We start from the raw sequence: 19,257 nt of genomic DNA on the forward strand, positions 1-19,257 counted from the left end.
ATCCCATAGCCACAAACCTTTAACCATATGTGAATGCTGTATTTTAACAGAAAAAAACTGACGGAATCTCCCGTCAGCTTTCAATATCTTCATCATCTTTTATGCCATCTATCATCCGCTTTTCAATACGGACTTTTGTAATTTTGTTCTTTTCCATCTCGAGCACTGAAATGCGCAAATGCTGATAATCGAATTCATCGCCTTCTTCAGGAAGGTGCCCGATTTCTTTTAACACAAATCCGGCAAGTACATCCTGTTCTTCAGGAATTTTAGTAGAAAACACTTCATTCAGTCGATGAATATTCAGTTTACCATGACAAACAATGGTTCTTTCTGTCAGTTCATCAATCCACGACTCTTCTTCATCATCATTTTCATCAGCAATTTCCTGACCGATCATTGCCTCGATAATATCTTCATGCGTGATAATTCCGAGTGTCCCGCCATATTCATCCAGCACGATCGCAAAATGTTTTTTTGCCTGGAGCATGCGTTTGAAAATGCGTTCAATAGAAGTTGACTCTACCGTGAACAATGGATCATCATCCATAAAATCCGTTAACGGACGTTCCGGAGATAGCGACCACTCAATGACCAGCTTGGAGTGGAACACACCAACAATGTTGTCCATATTTTCTTTGTATACAGGATAGCGTGTATACGGATTATCGATCACATAGTCACGTACTTCCTCGTATGTTGTTTCAAGCGGAATGCCAATCACATCGACACGCGGCGTTTTCATTGCATCGCCTACGTCTTTTTTCTGAAAGTCGAGCACACCTTTAATACGAAGTGATTCATCACCCATGAAGGTTCCTTCGGTTGAAGCGATATCAACCATGGTACGCAGTTCTTCTTTCGTAATCGTCGCTTCTTTAATATCACCTTTTGATAAAATTCGAATCACAACATTGGTAAATTTAGATAAGAACCATGTAATCGGTTTAAATATAGTCATTAAAACACGAATGACTGGTGCAACAACATAGGCAACCCGATCCGCAAAAGTTGCAGCAATTGTTTTTGGCAGCACTTCGGCGAAGATGATTAATGTAACTGTCAGAACTCCAGTTGCAAGTGCAACCTCAATGCCGTAATCAATCGCAATGATTGTGACAAGTACTGGTAAGAGAATATTTGAAATGTTGTTTCCGATCAGGATTGTGGTAATCATCTGATCCGGTTTTGAGACTTGCTTTAACAGCTTTTCAGCCGCACGATCACCCTGCTCTGCACGCGTTTTCACTTTCATTTTGTTAACAGCAGTAAGAGCCGTCTCACTTCCTGATAAAAAAAACGAAGCTAAAAGCAAAGCAGCTATGGCTATAAATTCCAACGATATTCCTCCTGATTAATTAGCGATATGTAAAAAATATAGATAAAACTAGCGTATACTATTGGATGTGAAAATTCCACTGTCATTAACTGATAAGTCAATCTTTTTTTAAAAGTTGGAAAGAAAATTGAAATGTTTTAAAATTAGGGGTAATGTAAAGAGGATTGTCGATCTGTTCACGGGAGTGGCATTACATAATACCTAAAACAACGAAAGCCCTAGCCTCTCTTTCGTCCTTGCAGCTCCGAAGCTGCGCCAGTGTGGATCAGATATTACTTTAAAACGTTAGATTCGTTCATAAAGTAATCTGGAATTTTTTAGTCTGAATTGGTTCGGTGAGATAGAACCTTAGAAGTGCACAGTCATTTGCGTAGTAGTTTGAAGTACTGTCTCCGGGCAACGTACCCGGCTTTTTATAGAGGGTTTTGCTTCAATCGGTGAAATAGCTTAACTGCTTAGCGTACTCAGAAGATGAGCCGCTGAATTCAGGCCTTGAAACTCCAGACCTTGTTATTTAATTATGGCGGTTGGCGTGTCCGCCGAACAACCGCTCCCGTAAAACGATCAACCAATAGCATAACAGACTGCCTATAAGCTGTCAACATTTTATTAAGGAGTGTTTAAAATGGCATTAGATCAATATTTCAAGGACAATCGTGAACGACATTTAGCAGAACTGACAGAATGGTTATCCATCCCGAGTGTCAGTTCACTGTCGGAACATAAGCAGGATACGTTAAAAGGCGGTGAGTGGATCGCAAATAACCTGCGGGAAATCGGCATGGAGAACGTGCAGATCATTCCGACTGCCGGCCATCCGGTTGTCTATGGTGACTGGCTCCACGCAGAAGCTGCGCCAACTGTGCTTGTATACGGTCATTATGATGTACAGCCTGTTGATCCGCTTCACTTATGGGAAACAGAACCTTTCCAGCCTGCCATTCGTGATAATAAAATCTTTGCACGCGGTGCCACGGATGATAAAGGACAATCCTTTATGCATGTCAAAGCAGTTGAAGCACTGTTAAAAGAGCATGGAAAGCTTCCTGTGAATTTGAAGTTTTTAATAGAAGGAGAAGAAGAGATCGGCAGTGTAAACCTTCCGGAATTTGTTGAGGAAAATCAGGATTTGCTGTCATCTGATGTCGTGGTTATTTCAGATACAGGCATGCAGGAAAAAGGGCAGCCGGCCATTTGCTACGGCCTGCGCGGTCTTGCAGGTGTTCAAATCGATGTTAAAGGGGCAAAAGGAGATCTTCATTCGGGACTCTACGGAGGCGCAGTACAAAATGCACTTCATGCACTTGTTCAGCTGCTCGACTCATTTCGTGATGAAAATGGCGTCATTCAGGTAGACCGCTTTTACGATAAAGTCGAGCCTTTGTCAGATGATGAGAGAACAGCTTACGATGCCCTTAACTTCTCTGATGAAGCTTTGAAGACAGAACTTGAAGTGGATGCGCTTTTTGGTGAAAAAGGCTATACCTCACTCGAGCGCATGTGGACGCGTCCAACGCTTGAAATCAATGGGATGTGGGGCGGCTTTGAAGGTGAAGGCATTAAAACGGTTCTGCCAAACGAAGCACATGCAAAAATCACATGCCGTCTTGTACCGCATCAGGACCCGGATGAAATCGTGGAGCTTCTGACTAAACACGTCGAGGCGCATACGCCACCGGGTGTGAAGGTTAAAGTCACACCATTTGATAAAGGTGCTCCTTACGTAACACCGTATGATCACCCTGCAATTCAGGCTGCCGGAAAGTCTTACGAGCGTGTGTACGGTGTACCAACCCAGTTTATCCGAGGCGGCGGTTCCATTCCAATCGTGGCAGTATTTGACCAGATTCTGCAGAAGCCGATCGTGCTGATGGGATTCGGTCTGCCGGGTGAGAATTTCCACGCACCGAATGAACATTTTCACCTCGAGAACTTTGATCAGGGGCTGCGTGTGATTGCTGATTATTACAACACGCTTGCTGATGTGTTGAAGAAGTAATAGATTGATGACCGCCGCTCGTTTGGCAGAGCGGCGGTTTTTTATAACACAAGCGAATGGCAGCGGACTGGGATAGGACTATTTACACTAAAACCGCAAATTTCTTTTTGAACTCACAAACTCCCTCCTCTAACTCACAACCTCTTATCTGAAGTTCTCAGCAGGACCCATATTTTTATTCCTGCATTTATCGGCATGAACATTCTCCTGTACCATCAATCGAATCAAATTTAATTTTTTTTGCATATACTACATCATTCTGAACAAAGGAGAGGATTTTTTTTGAACGGACAACAGCCATCATTTGTAAGTCATTATGACCCTTACGTCTATCAGGCATTAAACACTTTAGTAGGTAAACCGATTACCGTACAGACGACTAAAAACCCGGTACAGGGAATGCTGTCAAGCGTCGCACCGGATCATATAGTCATTGAGATCAATGAAGTTCCCTTTTTCATCCGTACACAGGAAATCGTATGGATTTCACCGTTTTAAAAGCATAATCCGTTCTCACGCTTCATACAGTTAGCAGAGCTTCCATTTCGAGGAGGGACTGCATGTTTAAGCGCGTGAACAAACTGCTGATTGATCTGCCGGCACCTGAATATGGTGATGCGAATGCCGCGGCGGCCGTTCAGGAACTGCTCGGCGGTAAATTTGGTGAAATGTCTACATTAAATAATTATATGTATCAGTCATTTAACTTCAGGCAAAAGCATAAGCTGAAGCCGTTTTATGATCTTGTTGCCAGTATTACTGCCGAAGAATTCGGTCATGTTGAGCTGGTCAGCAACACGATTAATCTCGTATCTAAAGGAACGTCCTTTACAGCTGAACCTGATCTAACACCACTTCACAATGCAAAAGATATGCGAAATACTTATTCATTCATTGCAACAGCTCAGACTTCACTCGCCGGGGACTCAATGGGAAATGCCTGGCGTGGCGATTATGTATTTTCAAGCGGGAATCTTGTGCTGGATCTCCTGCATAACTTCTTTTTGGAAATCGGAGCAAGAACACACAAAATGCGCGTCTATGAAATGACAGATCACCCGACTGCGCGCGAAATGATCGGCTATCTGCTTGTGCGGGGAGGCGTTCACATTCTTGCATATGCAAAAGCAATCGAAATCGCAACCGGCACTGATCTGACAAAGATGCTCCCGATCCCAAATATGGATAACCGGGTATTTGACCATGCCAGAAAGTACGAAGATCAGGGTGTGGGTAACGTCCTGTTTACCTGGAGTGACAATGATTATAAAGATATTAATCAGATTTGGAAAGGCACGAATCCCGCAAATGGACAGCCGCTGATCGTGAAGGAAGGCATTCCGGAAGGCGGCGGCGAAATACCGAATCTCAATGATCTGCCGGAGGAATTTGCACCGGGAATCGACCGTGATTTATATGAGCAAATTGCGAAGAGGCTGAAAGAGAATATGTAGGCACCGTTTCCTTTTCTTTGATATGATGAAGGAAAATGAAACGGGGTATTTTAGTATGAATGGGCAAAAGCGCAGCGATATCGCTGCTGGTAAGCAGGTTGATATTGTATTGAAAAAAGACCAGCGTTCAGGGAATCTGACGACTGGTACAGTAAAAGATATATTAACAAATTCACCAAGCCATCCCCACGGCATCAAAGTGCGTCTTGAAGACGGACAGGTTGGCCGTGTGAAGAAGGTTTATTGATTTTGGTGATTCGGCGGTTCGGGAGGCTGACTTCCGGATCGCTTTTTTGTTTAGCAGAGGTAGGTCTAATTACACTTTGCTACGAATCGTCTGCATTTTTCTAAGAACTTCACATTTTATTCTAAGAACATGAGGTGTTCTTCTTTGAACACCATCATTTTTTCTAAGAACAATCAAGTTCATTCTCCGAACACAAAGCCAATCACCCTCCGCCTACCCCAATTACTTCCACTCTTCCGGCAGCAGCTTCCGATATTGCGCCGTCAAATACCGGTCATCAATCAGCAGCAGGATCCCGGTATCCTCTTCAGTCCGGATCAGCCGTCCGCCAGCCTGGAGCACTTTATTCATACCAGGGAAAACATACGCATACTGATAGCCATTCAAGCCTTTTTCCTGAAAATACTTCTTCATTTCATCCCGCTCAGGATTTATCTGTGGCAAACCTACGCCAACGACTGCCACACCGGTTAATTGTTCACCCGGCAGGTCAACACCTTCTGAAAACACGCCTCCAAGTACGGCAAACGCTGCAATTCTCTCTCCACTTTTAAATGCAGCAAGAAACTCATCACGCTCGGCTTCCCCCATCCCTGAAGACTGCATCATCAGTTCAACGCCTTTCACACCTTCTTCCTCAAAATACTCATAAGCCATTTTCATATAGGCATATGATGGGAAAAAGATCATGAAGTTACCCGAGTGACGTTCAATTGCATGTCTCAGTTCATCAGTAATACTTTTAATCGTCGCTTCCCGGTCTTTATATTTCGTTGATACCGCAACCTTTTTCACTTCAATCTGCTCTTTTGCAAAAGGTGATGGCAAATCAAGATTAAAATCTTCCTGCTCTCCGCCAAGCATAGTTCTGATATAAGAAACAGGCTGAAGTGTTGCACTAAAGAAAACTGACGCTCTGTACCCTTTCGCCGATCCCTGGATAAATGCTGATGGATCCATGCAGACAATTTTGATTAACACATCATTTCTCATCTTCTGAATATACGTGTAAAAGCGTTCATCTGCCTGCTCAGCAGCTGCAATGAGCTGTCTCACTGCAAAATACTGCTCAATGATCTGTTCATCGCGCACGCCAGACTGGACAAGACGTTCCGCTTCCGAGTAAAACACCTGAACAGCTTCCAGCCATTCTTCCGGCAGTTCATGCACAATGGCAAACGACTCATCCAATCCCTTTTTCACTTCAAGAAACGCTTTGTTAACGCTTTTTGCAGCCTGCTGCAGAGACGGATGCTGATCATTTCGGCTGAGCTGCAGAAAAGGGGCTTTCATTAATGAAGCTGAATACATACTACTTGCGCGGTCAGGAAGGTTATGTGCCTCATCCACCAGCAGTACAGCCCGGCTTTTCTGTTCACCTGCCATGCGTTTTCTTGAAACCCGCGGGTCAAATACATAATTATAATCACCAATCATCGCATCAGTCAGATAAGAAAGGTCCATCGAAAATTCAAATGGACAGACACGATGCTTCATCGCATACGCTTCAATCACTTTGCGTGTCATCAGTGTTTCATGCTCAAGAATGTCCATCATCGCGCCATTAATGCGGTCAAAATGGCCGTCCGCAAACTCACAGTATTCCTTCTGGCAGATCGTTTTTTCCTTAAAACATATTTTATCTTTTGCTGTCATTGATACAGCGGACATTTTCAGCCCTTTACTTTCCATTAGACCAAAAGCTTCTTCAGCTGCAATACGCGTTGTCGTTTTGGCAGTCGTGTACACGATCTGATTTACTTTCCCTTCCCCTGCAGCTTTTATAGCGGGAAAAAGCGTTGATATCGTCTTACCGATTCCGGTTGGCGCCTGTGCAAACAGTTTCGCTTTTTCATCAATCGTTTTATAAACAGCTCCCGCTAATTTCCGCTGTCCCGGTCTGAACGAATCGAATGGAAAACTGAATGTTTCAATCGAAGCCTGTCGATCATCTTTCAGACGCTGCATCAGTAAAGCAAACGGCTCGTAAATCCGCACCATTTCAATGACTTTTTCTTCTAAAAAAGATGCGCTGTATGATTCGGTAAAGCGTTTTTCTTCATGTGTGGATGACTGCACGTATGTAACCTGTACTCCGATACTTTCAAGCGCCAGTTCTTCAGTTAAAATCCATGCATAAACAAACGCCTGCGCTTGGTGGACTTCTGCAGGCGATTCTATGTCTTCAAGCTGTCTTGAGGTAGATTTAATCTCATCGACAATATATCCGTCCTCACGCTTCAGCAGTCCGTCACAGCGTCCTTCTAAAATGAACTTTTTGCCTTCAAGATCGAGTTCGCGTGACAGGAATTTCTCTTTTTCATCTTCTTCACCATAAGTTTTCTGGATCGCCTGATGGATTCTGGTTCCTTCCATCATTGCGTTGGCACTGCCTATCGCAGCATCAATACTGCCGCTGCGGTGTACGTATTCGGCGAGTCTTCTTGCAGATAAAGAAACCGGCTCCATCGGGTGACCTCCTTTCAAACATCTGGTTTATGAGACGCCGCCCCTTTCCATAGAGGGCTTCGCTTTCCGTGGGCACGGCGGTGAGCCTCCTCGAGCTTCGCTCTGCGGGGTCTCACCTGTCCCTTCCTGGGGGCGGGATTCTCCGTCCTCCACTCCAAGGAACAACTGGATTTTTCAAGCACGATCATAATGATCAATCAAAGTCGTATGCACTACGCTGATCTTAGTGGAACACGGCGATCGGTTTAGCGGATCAGGCATTGAAATACTGTGATTGCTACCGGGCGCCCGGGTGGTTGCTACAAGTTCCCGGGTGGATCGCCACCGCCTGAGTGAAGAATGCTACCGCTCTGGCTGGAATTGCTACATTTCCACCTATCGCGTCTGTATCACACAGACTTTCAAGTAATCACCTAGGGGGTAGTCTTCTGTTGTGCGGAAGTCTTCCGGCAATGAATAGGTTTCGATGATTTTGTAGCGTGCGCCTTTTTCTTTAAATGCCTGATCAATAAACGTTTTGAATTTGTTCATGTCGAATGAAGCAGCATTAGTTGAAGCGACGATGATCCCCTTTTTCTCAGTAATATCGATTGCCTGTTTTACAAGGTTTTTATAATCTTTTGACGCTGAAAATGTATGTTTTTTCGAACGCGCAAAGCTTGGAGGGTCCATTACGACCAGGTCAAACTTTATCTCATTTTTTACACAGTAATTAAAGTAGCGGAATACATCACGTACCAGGATGTCCTGCGCTTCATAATCAATTCCGTTCATACTGAACTGCTCAATTGTTTTTGAAACGCTGCGATTGGCAAGGTCCACACTGGTCGTTTTCATTGCACCGCCAAGTGCTGCAAATACTGAAAAGGCACCTGTATATGAAAAAGTATTCAGCACTGTTTTTCCTTCAGCATATTCGTCACGTATCGCCTTCCGTACATCGCGCTGATCCAGGAATATACCAGTCATTGCACCATCATTTAGATAAACGGCAAAATGAGCACCGTTTTCTTTTACGATTAACGGAAAGTCAGGACGTTCACCTTTTACAAAGTCATCATCTTCAACATATTGCCCTTTTGAGTCAAAGCGCTTTTTCTCATAGATACTTTTATAAGAAATGACCTCCTCAAATGCACGGATGATTTCATCTCTGAACATATAGATTCCTTCGCTGTACCACGTGAAGAGATAGTGATCTGCATAGTGATCGATCGTCAGACCGCCAATGCCGTCACCTTCGCCGTTAAACAGGCGGAAAGCATCCGTCTGGTCATCTTCAAAAAATGCATGCCTGTGTTCAGCAGCTTCTTCAATTTTCTTTTTAAAATGTGCTTCGTTGATTTCTTCCTGGTGATCCCAAGTAAGCAGCCAGCCAGAACCTTTATTCTGTTTTCCAAGGTAACCTCTGGCGATAAACTTTCCACGCGGGTCAATGGCAGTGAATATTTTTCCTTCGTCATCAATATCACCCTGCTGCACCATTTCTTTTGTCAGCAGTGGGAAGCCTTCCCGTATTTTTTCTGAATAACCTTTTTTAATCGATATTTTTATCATGCTGATCCTCCGTTTGTTTCTCAATGTATTTTTTCAATTTTTGTAAATGGAATAACTCTTCTTTTGAAATCATTCTTACAATCATTCCTTTAAATAAAGACCGGGCAAGGCCCTGCGTCGTAACGGTGCCATCGAATGTCACAAAGGTACTGTTTTCATCCTGCTCCCGAAATGTATATCGGAAGTTTATTTTTACCCCGTTCTGTTCACTCGTAACAGCGTACGATTGGTTTTCTACAAGTTCAGTCACAATCAGTTCAGACTGAACTTTCCGCCCGCCCAGATCTCTGACTTCTTCGTACCGCGTTCCTTTTCCCGGCGGCCCTTCAGTCAGTTTTTTCACACTTTCTACCTGATCCATAATCTCAGGCGACTTTTCCATCTGTATTGTTTGTTTAAAAACCGTCTCTAACGGACGATCAATGACCATCGTCTGATTTAAAGCACCCATTAACTTAAAACCCCCTGTGTACGTTTACTTAATATCATTATAACGCGTATCCATTCATAGTGCAGAATGGGGAAGACAGTTGACCTATTGATGCATTATTACATTTTTGTTACAATCATATTTATAAAATGTTACTGAACGACGAAAGGAATGTATCTGACAGATGAAACATTTAGCCAAATTGTTATTAATCAGCTGTGTGTTCTTTGTCCTCATGGGAATGGTACGAGGCGAATACAGATCAAAACAGAGTGCCGTAGCCGAGGAGCTCCACAAACTGAACCCTGCACATAATGATGAACTTTCATATATAGATTTTCTGACGTACCGCGTATTAAAAAATGGCTCAGCCCGCGTTGCAACACTTGGAAGCAGCGTAACAAAGGGTGTTGGTGCAAGCGTACCTTCAACCACATGGCGCGCAAGACTTCAGAATGAAATCCGCAGTACTTCAAGACCTTTAAAACACGTCACTATTGCAAACCACGGTCATTCAGGTTATACATCTGAAATGCTTTTACGTCCCGAAGTCATTGAAAGTGTGTTAAAAAGCAGACCTGATCTGCTCATCCTGGAAACGTCCGTCATTAATAATTACCGCCAAAATGTGCCGTTGGATGTAACAAAAGCTTCATTAGAAGAACTGTACCGCACATTTACCCAGCAAATCCCCGGGATCGAAATACTGTTTATTTCACCCAACCCGATTTTAAAAACGAACCTCAGTGAATCAGGTTTGAATGAACTCGGTTTAACGTTTGCAGACTACAACAACTTAACAAAGTCAGTGGCCGCTGAAAACGGATGGCATTATTTTGATACACATGATGCCATTTTAAATGAAATGACAGAACGCAACATTGCAATCGAAGACATGTTGCATGACAAAATCCATCCAAATGACCTCGGATACGAAATGTGGTTTAACCAGCTTTATCAAAATAAAATGACACAGCCGAAATTTGGCGAGTAACCAAAAAGCATCACTGCCCCATCAGGCAATGATGCTTTTTTCAGCAGTTATCTCTATCCACCGAAGATCGTTGCGAATATAAACGTAAACAAAATTGGTGCAATCCAGACGATCGGCAAACTGTTCACGAGGAGCATTTTTTTCCAGTTCAATCGGTGATACGACATCCAGGAAATCACAATGGCGATCATCAGCACAACCGGATAAGAACCTACCGCATATAGCACCATTCGCCCTGCAAATGAACCGTCCTGCTCAATATTCATCAGAGACACACCGTAAAAGGTAAACCAGATCGGCAGAAATAATAAATAAAAAAACTGGCTTCCAAACAACAGCAAAGCCACCTTGGCATTCTTCAACAATAGGTCCCCCTCTAATCTTTCCTTAAAGCAAATAATATCATAAAATCACCGTAACCTTCTTCTTCAAGCCGTTCTTTCGGAATAAATCTGAGTGCTGCAGAGTTAATACAATAGCGCATACCACCCTTTTCTGCCGGTCCATCCTCGAACACATGGCCAAGGTGTGAATCAGCATGACGGCTTCTGATTTCACGACGCGTATGCTTTGTTGATACGTCCCACTTCTCTTCCACCATTGAATCAGTAATTGGCTTTGTAAACGAAGGCCATCCGCAGCCAGCGTCATACTGATCCCGGGATGAAAACAACGGTTCCCCTGAGACAATATCAACATAGATCCCTTCACGATCATTGTCCCAGTATTCATTTTCATAGGGAGGCTCCGTGCCGTTCTCCTGCGTCACAGCATACTGCATCTCCGTGAGTTTTTCTTTTAAATGTGACCGGTCTTTTGGCCAATACTTGCGCTTAAATTTCTCACGTCCGGACCCCTGTACATAAAGCGCATAACGGAAGCCGTTTTTCAAATCAAAGTCCTGGTGGAAATCTTCTGCGGGATAAAAAGGTCCCGCTTCCTTTATCTTTGTTACAATCGGCTGTTCAAAACGTCCGCTATCTGCAAGCTCATCCCTGGACCTCACTGCCTCAGCTCTCTGCTCCTCCGTAAAAGTAAAAATAATCGAGCGGTACGCAGCGCCACGGTCGGAAAACTGACCCTCAGCATCTGTCGGATCAGTCAGAGGCCAATATATATCAATTAAGTCTGAATAAGAGATTCGCTCAGCATCATATTCAATATAAACTGCTTCAACATGACCCGTGTCACCGTTTTTAACTCTTGAATAGACAGCGTCTTCTTCCGATCCGCCTGTATAGCCGGACACAACTTTTTCTACCCCATCCCGCTCATGCAGCGGTCTGACTAAACACCAGAAGCATCCACCGGCAAACATTGCTTTTTCCATTCCAGACACACCCTTATCAATTTCCTCGTTGCATATAACTCATCCAGTAGCAGACAACTGCCGCAGCTATGGTTTTTTCACCATGTGACAGCTCATTTCCCACTTTTACAATATCAAGCGCGACTGATTTTTGAAATTGCGGCTTCATTGCATAATCAAAATAGCCAAATCTGTAGGAAGCAAAAAATCTGCCATCTGTTGTATGTATATCAAAATCACCCGCCATTGATTTTGTCTTTACTTCACAAAGCAAATCTCCGTCAGCTGTGTAAATAGCACCATTGATTCTCGTCAGCTTTTTATTGTCTTCTTTATAATAACCGGCCGTTTCCCCGCTGTGACCTCTGATTTCCAATACCGTCTGTTTGTCTTCTTTCCTCTTTTGAAATGCTGCCGCCGGCTCATTGTGAGAGGTAAAAACACCTGCCGTAAATGAATAGTACGCGTCCGCTCCTGCAAAAACCATTGAAGATACCTTCTTGATGAATGGTAAGTTTACAATTTTGTACGCTCCGATGTACGCTCCACCTTTGTTCAATATCGACATTGAAGCAGCCGGACTTCCATTGCGTTCAAAAATCCATTCCGTTTCATCAAGCACTGAACGCCCATCAAGTGCAGCAGCCTTTGATAACCATTTCTTTTCTTTTTCTTTTGACCTTATGTAAAAGTAAGGAGACATCCCAATCGCAAATACCGGAAACGCCAGCGCAGCCAATACTTCCACTTCAAAATAAAACATTCCCGCCATTACGACTCCGATAAACACGAGACCCGCAGCCAACGCAGTATTTTCTTTTTTCACCACACCCACCTCTTTCTCTCTACCATTTAATACGTTTAATGCAGGAAATTGTTTCAAAAATTATCCCAGACTGACAGAGCACTCATTGAGCAATTTCTGCCGGGCAGGCAGCAGCGTTCTACCCTGGAACTTGTCGTCGTCCACGCATGGGTGGTAGCGATTCACCCTATCACTCGTAGCAATCAGCGCTCGGGCGGTAGCGATTCACTCCCGTACTTGTAGCAATCACTACTCAAGAGCATCCTATTCTCCCCACATGTTGCAGTGGTGGTCAAGATGGTGTTTTATAATAAAAAAGGCAAAAGAAAAACTCCCTAATGCAAGACAGGGAGTCATTTGTTATTTATTGTTCATTCTATTTTTTAAATGTTGTGTTAAAGTGGTTCTTAGCATTTCCGACGTCAACGGTAACACATCTCCAGTTGTTTTCCGTCCTTCTCTTGCCAACTGTAATCCTCTAGTTGTATCTTCAAGATGCCACAGATAGACAATCGGACATTTGGAATACTCTCTGATTTGACGATACCAATAATAGCCGTCGAAAAAAGGAAGTTTCACATCCAAGAGCACCAGGTCTGGCTTTTCTTCGATAAAATGCTCTATAATCCGTTCAAAATCTGTAACCGGTATGGATTGATACCCCAGGTCTGAAACCTGTTCCGAGAGATCCAGGCGAAGATCAGCGTTATCCTCAATAATCATGATTCGCTGCATACTGATGACCTCCTAACTACTTCATTCCATAAGCAAACGGTCACTTGTACAATATATTTTAATATGAAAAAAATACGCTCCTTACATCACAAAATCCTGCGATCAGATGTTCTTATCTTTTCACACTTTAGTGTTTTTGTCAAAGGCTGTCAATCAAACGCCCTGTTTACCTTCTATTTAAAGTCTTTAAACGTGATACTCCAAAAATTCTAATTTATTCCCGAAAGGATCCCTTACAAAAAATCGGGTTCTTCCTTCAATCGGCTCTTCTTCAAAAATAGAAACACTTTCTTCTGACAGACGGGTCCTCAATTCGTCAACATGTTTCACGACGAAAGCAGGATGCGCTTTTTTCGGCGGTGTATAATTCTCTTCCCGGCCAATATGAATTTCCTGGTTCCCGCATATAAACCAGCATCCGCCGTTTCCACGAAGGTTAACAGGCTTTGGCATCTCTTTCAACCCTAAAAGACCGGAGTAGAATCGGCGCGCTTCATCTTCACTTCCGGCAGGTGCAGTCAGCTGTATATGGTCAATGCCTTCAAACAGAAAGCTCATTATTTCATCTCCTTTATTTTTTCTTCAACCTGTCTGATAAAAGTCAGCGGATTTTCTCTCACTTTATAGGGAAATAACCCTTTCGTTGTATGAACATATAGCAGTCCAAAACTTTTTATGCTTTCTTTATAGGAAAGGTCCAGAATTTCATTAAGGTGAAATTCATTTGAAGCATCCGTGAGTTTTTGAGGGTACAGGTGCAAATAGCTTTCATGTTCAATGATATGCTGCTCTTCCCACTCAATTTTGCGCGTAATCATAATATACGCCTGCGACGCAATGTGACTGATACTGATCCCCTCCTCTGATACAAATTCTTCTCTCTATCCTAACCAATTTTAAGCCGGAAAGATATTGACAAGTCTTATAATCCGTCACCTTCAACTCTTTCCATTCAGCTGCTAAAACCGTTTGATGAATGTGCAGGATTAGAGCGCTGAAACTTTCCTTATAATTAAAATTAGCTATGTTAAAGACCAATGTTGTTTTGGTACAGCTGTTGATTGCAGCGGAAGGGGGACGACTCCAGCAGGAGAAGCGTGACAGGTGAGACCCCGCAGGCGAAGCCGAGGAGACTAGGGTTGCGCCATAAAACGGCGCACCTGCGGAAAGCGTTCTCCCTAGAGCGGAAATCAACAGCCACCTTTAACAGAGCCAAAAAATTAAAACAGATGATGTTTTTCATCATTTTATCAAAAAAAGTTTTCTTACTACTCCTATCTATATTGTAAGCGCTACCATATTCTGAATTGATAAACATTTTATAAAAATACGGTTGATTTTATTTTTATACATACCTATAATATGCCTAACATATTTTTTTGGAGTGATGGATGTGAAAGTTGGAATTATAGGTGCAACCGGTTATGGCGGTCTTGAGCTCATCAGGCTTTTACATCGTCACAGCGGAATTTCCTCAATCGACCTTTTTACTTCGTCTGATGAAGGAGAGCTGTTTTCTCATAAATATTCATATTTAATGAATATTTATGATACACCTCTACATAAAATCAGAATCGAACATTTAGCAAAACTGGATGTTATCTTCACGAGTACTCCAAGCGGTGTAACAAGCAGACTGCTTCCCCCGCTGATCGGAAAAGGACCAAGGATCATTGATCTGTCAGGTGATTATCGTTTATCAGCCCAGGATTATAGTGAGTGGTACGGGAAAGAGCCTGCACCTGAAACCTCTTTACGGAAATCAGTATATGGTCTGACTGAATGGAATCGTGAAGCTGTAAAAGATGCTGTCATGGTTGCAAATCCGGGATGTTATCCGACTGCTGTGCTGCTCAGCCTGCTTCCTGCAGTTAAAAATGGATTGATTGATACAGACAGTCTCATTATTGACGCAAAAAGTGGTGTCTCAGGCGCCGGAAACAAACCGAATCAGATGACACATTTCAGCGAAACGAATGAAAGCTTATCTATATATAAAGTAAATAAACATCAGCACATACCGGAAATCGAAACCGGACTTGCTCAATTTGCGGAGAAAACGCGACCCATCACCTTCAGCACCCACCTCGTGCCGATGACGCGGGGAATTTTGGCAGCTGCCTATGCACCGCTTGCTGACGGCGTATCCAAAAAGCAGTTGCAGGAATGTTACCAGGACACTTATTCGGACGAAACTTTTGTACGAGTGATGCCAGATGGACCAAAATTCAGTACGAATCAGGTATACGGCTCAAATTACTGCGACCTCCAGCTGCACGTAGATCCGAGGACAAATCGGGCGACAATCGTTTCCGTCATCGATAACCTCGTCAAAGGCGCAGCAGGTCAGGCGATACAGAACATGAACGTTCAATTTGGGTTTAAGGAAACTGAAGGGCTGGATCTGGTCCCTTCGTATATTTAATTGTAAATCAAATTCGTCATCCAAAAACCGCTTCACCTTTCCGTGAAGGACTTCGCTTTCTGCGGACGAACGCTCAGGCCAGGTCAGAAAACCGCTGCCCTGCGGGGTCTTTCCCGATCGTTTTTCCGCCGGAGTCTTCGTCCTCCACTCCAAGGTTCAGCTCAGATTAGCTCAAGTCATAAAAAGCATTTTCAGGGAGGACTATTATGACCACAGTATATCCATCCATCAAAAAGATTTCGGGTAACAATATTGCATCGCCAATTGGATTTAAAGCTGCAGGTCTTCACTGCGGTATTAAACATAAAAAGAACGATCTCGCACTTTTAGTGAGTGACGTGCCTGCGAATGCGGCAGGCGTATATACGACGAACGCGGTTCAGGCTGCACCTTTAAAAGTAACGAAAGAGGCACTTGCAGTAGAACAGAAAATGCAGGCAATCATCGTGAATTCAGGAAATGCCAATGCGTGTACCGGAAAACAGGGGTATGTGGACGCGCAGACGATGCAGCATTTAACGGCGAACCTGCTGAACATTGAATCTCATTTAGTTGGCGTGGCCTCTACTGGCGTCATTGGCGAAAAACTGCCGATGGACCGTCTGAAATACGGCATTCCAAAACTTGAACCAATCGCCGGTCTAAAGGGATCTATTGATTTTTCACAATCAATACTAACGACAGATACAGTGTCAAAAAACACTGCTTACAAGGTCGAAATTGACGGTAAAACAGTTACAGTTGCCGGTACTGCAAAAGGGTCAGGAATGATTCACCCGAATATGGCGACGATGCTTGGCTTTATTTCAACAGATGCAGCGATCGAATCTGATCATTTACACAGTGCGCTGAAATCGGTTGTGGATCGCTCATTCAACTCGATAACAGTGGACGGTGATACGTCGACGAATGATATGGTACTGGTTATGGCAAATGGACTGGCAGAAAATCAGACGCTCACACCATCCCACCCAGACTGGAAAGTATTTGTTCAAACACTCCTCCACGTCTGCGAGGATCTTGGCAAAATGATTGCAAAAGACGGTGAAGGTGCGACTAAGCTGATTGAAGTTGAAGTAAACGGCGCCAAGAACGATGCTGAAGCACGCAAAATTGCTAAAACAGTTGTTGGTTCACCATTAGTGAAAACAGCAGCGTTCGGCTGTGATGCGAACTGGGGACGTATTCTTGCTGCAGTAGGCTACAGCGGCATGACGATTGATCCAAATGAAATTGAAATTCTGATTGGCAAAACCCCTGTTGTCCGTGACGGAGAACCACTTTCATTTTCTGAAGATGAGCTGACAGAGTACTTGAAACAGCCTGAAATCAAATTGAAAGTCAATGTAAATCAGGGTGACGGAAAAGGACTTGCATGGGGGTGTGACCTGACCTATGACTATGTACAGATCAACGCAAGCTACAGAACCTGATACAATCGTCATCAAGCTTGGCGGCAGTTTATTAGAACGGTTGACGCCTGAATTTTTCAAAGGCATACACCAAATGATCCACAAGGGTAAACGGATCATCATCGTTCACGGAGGCGGTCCCGCCATTAACCGCTCACTTCGTCAGGCTCAGATTGAAACGCCTGTGATAAACGGGTTGCGCGTAACACCTGAGAATGCGATCAGTCTTGTTCAGACAACACTGATCGGCTCAGTCAATCCCTGGATCGTTCACCAAATCGAACAGGCAGACATTCAGGCAGTTGGTCTGAACGGTTTTGATGGCGGTTTAATAAAAGCATCTTTTCTGGATAAAGAGGTGTACGGTTTTGTCGGAAAAATTGATGACATTAACCCCTCTCTCATTTACATGCTTGATGGTGCTGTGCCAGTCATTTCATGTATCGGCAGAACGGCCGATGGTCAGGCGTTGAACATAAACGCAGATACAGCTGCTGAAAAAATCGCAGCAGCAATCCATGCTGATGAACTGCTTTTTGTCACTGATACACCGGGTATTAAAGTAAACGGTGAAACTGTTCTCATGACTCATCCTGATGAAATTAACGGATGGATTGAAGACGGAACGATATATGGCGGCATGATCCCTAAAGTACAGGCTGCTGCCGGATGTCTGAAAGCTGACATTCCGGCAGTGCGGATTGTCAATGAAATGCTGGAAGGAACGACTATTTTAAAGGAGGTGGCTGTGCAATGAGTGCGCTTTTTCAAAACTACGCAAGACGTTCACTGCATATCGTAAAAGGTGAAGGAACAACGGTATGGGATGATCAGGGCAAAACGTATCTGGACTTCACCAGCGGGATCGCAGTCGTCAGTCTCGGACACAGCCACCCCGCAATGGTGAGCGCTTTACAGGCACAGGCTGAAAACCTGTGGCACATCTCAAACCTCTTTGAGAGCCCTGCTCAGGAAAAACTTGCAGCTGACCTGGTCAAAGATACGCCGCTTTCACGTGTACTTTTTTGTAACAGCGGTGCTGAAGCAAATGAAGCGGCCATCAAGCTTGCACGAAAAGCGACCGGCAAACACGTCATTATTACATTTGAACAGTCTTTCCACGGCAGGACAACCGGAGCAATGGCTGCAACCGGACAGGATAAAGTAAAAGAAGGATTCGGACCGCTGATGCCTGAGTTTCGAACGATCCCTTTTAATGACTCAAAAGCATTACATGAAGCGGTTGATGAAGATACAGCAGCAGTCATGCTTGAAGTGATTCAGGGTGAAGGCGGCGTCAATCCGATTGATTCTGACTTTGCAGCTGAACTGCAGACGTTATGCGATTCGAATGGAATACTGGTGATCATTGATGAAGTACAAACCGGTATCGGGCGCACAGGCACCAGGTATGCGTTTGAACAAACACCACTCAAACCTGATATTGTGACACTTGCAAAAGGACTTGGCGGCGGTTTCCCAGTCGGCGCGATCCTCGGATCAGAAGCGTTAGCCGATCACTTCGGACCCGGTACACACGGATCCACTTACGGAGGCAATCCGCTTGCCGTCACAGCCGCACAAACTGTCGTTGACCACGTGTTTGAAGACATTTTCCTTGATGAGGTAAGGAAAAAAGCAGCTTATCTGCGCGAACAGCTGGCTTCTCTGTTCGGATTGTCTCAGGTAACATCCATTCAGGGTCAGGGACTGATGCTCGGCATCGTTTTAAGTACAGAAGCCGGCCCGATTGTGCGAAAAGCGGAAGAAAACGGCTTGCTGCTCGTACCCGCCGGACCAAACGTCATCAGGCTTCTACCACCACTGACCGTTACGTATGAAGAATGTAAACAGGCGGCGTCGCTGCTGGAGAAAACGATGATGCAGCTGGAGTATACGGTGAGTTGATTTTGTCGCACGTGTTAGTGTCAGGTTCGGAGAATCACAAGGGATGTTCAAAGAAAAACCTCGATGGTTCAGAGAATAACCACGAGTGTTCGGAGAAAAATGATCCTGATTCGGAGAAAAAACACGACGGTTCGTGGAATAGTGTAATTTGACCTATCCCCCAAAAACCATCTT

19 protein-coding genes are annotated in these 19,257 nt (G+C 44.0%); 9 read left to right on the forward strand and 10 right to left on the reverse strand.

From position 1 onward, the window contains the following. Positions 1 to 73: 73 nt before the first annotated feature. Complete coding sequence (locus tag E2626_RS13220) at positions 74 to 1,339, reverse strand: hemolysin family protein (protein WP_134382253.1); 1,266 nt, start codon at positions 1,337 to 1,339, stop codon at positions 74 to 76. Positions 1,340 to 1,964: 625 nt separating this feature from the next. Between E2626_RS13220 and E2626_RS13225 the strand changes: the two genes are divergently transcribed. The 4 genes from E2626_RS13225 (at position 1,965) to E2626_RS13240 (ending at position 5,039) form a co-directional block, all read left to right on the forward strand. Continuing rightward, on the forward strand, positions 1,965 to 3,338 hold the full coding sequence (locus E2626_RS13225; RefSeq protein WP_134382254.1) for a dipeptidase: 1,374 nt from the start codon (positions 1,965 to 1,967) through the stop codon (positions 3,336 to 3,338). Positions 3,339 to 3,620: 282 nt separating this feature from the next. Further along, positions 3,621 to 3,836: a YuzF family protein gene (locus tag E2626_RS13230; RefSeq protein WP_134382255.1), complete on the forward strand. Its 216-nt coding sequence runs from the start codon at positions 3,621 to 3,623 to the stop codon at positions 3,834 to 3,836. 62 nt (positions 3,837 to 3,898) lie between these two features. Then, the gene (locus tag E2626_RS13235) at positions 3,899 to 4,792 is read left to right on the forward strand and encodes a manganese catalase family protein (protein ID WP_134382256.1); all 894 of its coding nucleotides are present in this window, start codon (positions 3,899 to 3,901) and stop codon (positions 4,790 to 4,792) included. Positions 4,793 to 4,847: 55 nt separating this feature from the next. Next, the gene (locus E2626_RS13240; RefSeq protein WP_134382349.1) at positions 4,848 to 5,039 is read left to right on the forward strand and encodes a YwbE family protein; all 192 of its coding nucleotides are present in this window, start codon (positions 4,848 to 4,850) and stop codon (positions 5,037 to 5,039) included. A gap of 222 nt (positions 5,040 to 5,261) precedes the next feature. On the opposite strand, the gene E2626_RS13245 is transcribed toward E2626_RS13240, so the two are convergent. From E2626_RS13245 to E2626_RS13255, 3 genes are all read right to left on the reverse strand, one after another. Continuing rightward, complete coding sequence (locus tag E2626_RS13245) at positions 5,262 to 7,508, reverse strand: helicase C-terminal domain-containing protein (RefSeq protein WP_134382257.1); 2,247 nt, start codon at positions 7,506 to 7,508, stop codon at positions 5,262 to 5,264. A 375-nt stretch (positions 7,509 to 7,883) separates the two neighbouring features. After that, positions 7,884 to 9,065 (reverse strand): class I SAM-dependent rRNA methyltransferase, encoded by a 1,182-nt coding sequence (locus E2626_RS13250; RefSeq protein ID WP_134382258.1) that lies wholly within the window; start codon positions 9,063 to 9,065, stop codon positions 7,884 to 7,886. Further along, entirely contained in the window at positions 9,046 to 9,516 is a 471-nt protein-coding gene (locus E2626_RS13255) for an SRPBCC family protein (protein ID WP_134382259.1), read from the reverse strand. Before E2626_RS13255 ends, E2626_RS13250 begins: the two co-directional genes overlap by 20 nt. 163 nt (positions 9,517 to 9,679) lie before the next feature. On the opposite strand from E2626_RS13255, the gene E2626_RS13260 reads away from it, so the two are divergent. Further along, on the forward strand, positions 9,680 to 10,489 hold the full coding sequence (locus E2626_RS13260) for an SGNH/GDSL hydrolase family protein (protein WP_134382260.1): 810 nt from the start codon (positions 9,680 to 9,682) through the stop codon (positions 10,487 to 10,489). A 53-nt stretch (positions 10,490 to 10,542) separates the two neighbouring features. On the opposite strand, the gene E2626_RS13265 is transcribed toward E2626_RS13260, so the two are convergent. From E2626_RS13265 to E2626_RS13290, 6 genes are all read right to left on the reverse strand, one after another. Next, entirely contained in the window at positions 10,543 to 10,851 is a 309-nt protein-coding gene (locus E2626_RS13265) for a hypothetical protein (protein WP_134382261.1), read from the reverse strand. A gap of 14 nt (positions 10,852 to 10,865) precedes the next feature. After that, positions 10,866 to 11,819 (reverse strand): peptide-methionine (R)-S-oxide reductase MsrB, encoded by a 954-nt coding sequence (gene msrB, locus E2626_RS13270; protein WP_134382262.1) that lies wholly within the window; start codon positions 11,817 to 11,819, stop codon positions 10,866 to 10,868. A 16-nt stretch (positions 11,820 to 11,835) separates the two neighbouring features. Then, positions 11,836 to 12,624 carry a hypothetical protein gene (locus tag E2626_RS13275; protein ID WP_134382263.1) on the reverse strand — a complete coding sequence of 263 codons (789 nt, stop codon included), beginning with the start codon at positions 12,622 to 12,624 and terminating at the stop codon, positions 11,836 to 11,838. Positions 12,625 to 12,963: 339 nt separating this feature from the next. Beyond that, positions 12,964 to 13,338, reverse strand: a complete 375-nt coding sequence (locus E2626_RS17490) for a response regulator (RefSeq protein WP_134382264.1) — start codon at positions 13,336 to 13,338, stop codon at positions 12,964 to 12,966. Between the two features lie 186 nt (positions 13,339 to 13,524). After that, positions 13,525 to 13,896: a VOC family protein gene (locus E2626_RS13285; RefSeq protein ID WP_134382265.1), complete on the reverse strand. Its 372-nt coding sequence runs from the start codon at positions 13,894 to 13,896 to the stop codon at positions 13,525 to 13,527. Further along, positions 13,896 to 14,156: a hypothetical protein gene (locus E2626_RS13290; protein WP_134382266.1), complete on the reverse strand. Its 261-nt coding sequence runs from the start codon at positions 14,154 to 14,156 to the stop codon at positions 13,896 to 13,898. Before E2626_RS13290 ends, E2626_RS13285 begins: the two co-directional genes overlap by 1 nt. Positions 14,157 to 14,731: 575 nt before the next feature. Here E2626_RS13290 and argC point away from each other — a divergent pair. From argC to E2626_RS13310, 4 genes are all read left to right on the forward strand, one after another. After that, positions 14,732 to 15,763, forward strand: a complete 1,032-nt coding sequence (gene argC, locus E2626_RS13295; RefSeq protein WP_134382267.1) for an N-acetyl-gamma-glutamyl-phosphate reductase — start codon at positions 14,732 to 14,734, stop codon at positions 15,761 to 15,763. Between the two features lie 206 nt (positions 15,764 to 15,969). Further along, the gene (gene argJ, locus E2626_RS13300) at positions 15,970 to 17,196 is read left to right on the forward strand and encodes a bifunctional ornithine acetyltransferase/N-acetylglutamate synthase (RefSeq protein WP_134382268.1); all 1,227 of its coding nucleotides are present in this window, start codon (positions 15,970 to 15,972) and stop codon (positions 17,194 to 17,196) included. After that, positions 17,159 to 17,932: an acetylglutamate kinase gene (gene argB / locus E2626_RS13305; protein WP_134382269.1), complete on the forward strand. Its 774-nt coding sequence runs from the start codon at positions 17,159 to 17,161 to the stop codon at positions 17,930 to 17,932. Before argJ ends, argB begins: the two co-directional genes overlap by 38 nt. Beyond that, positions 17,929 to 19,083, forward strand: a complete 1,155-nt coding sequence (locus E2626_RS13310) for an acetylornithine transaminase (RefSeq protein WP_134382270.1) — start codon at positions 17,929 to 17,931, stop codon at positions 19,081 to 19,083. Before argB ends, E2626_RS13310 begins: the two co-directional genes overlap by 4 nt. Positions 19,084 to 19,257 lie beyond the last annotated feature (174 nt).

It is taken from the genome of Jeotgalibacillus salarius, from assembly GCF_004405125.1.
In the GTDB taxonomy this organism is placed as follows: Bacteria; Bacillota; Bacilli; order Bacillales; family Jeotgalibacillaceae; genus Jeotgalibacillus; species Jeotgalibacillus salarius.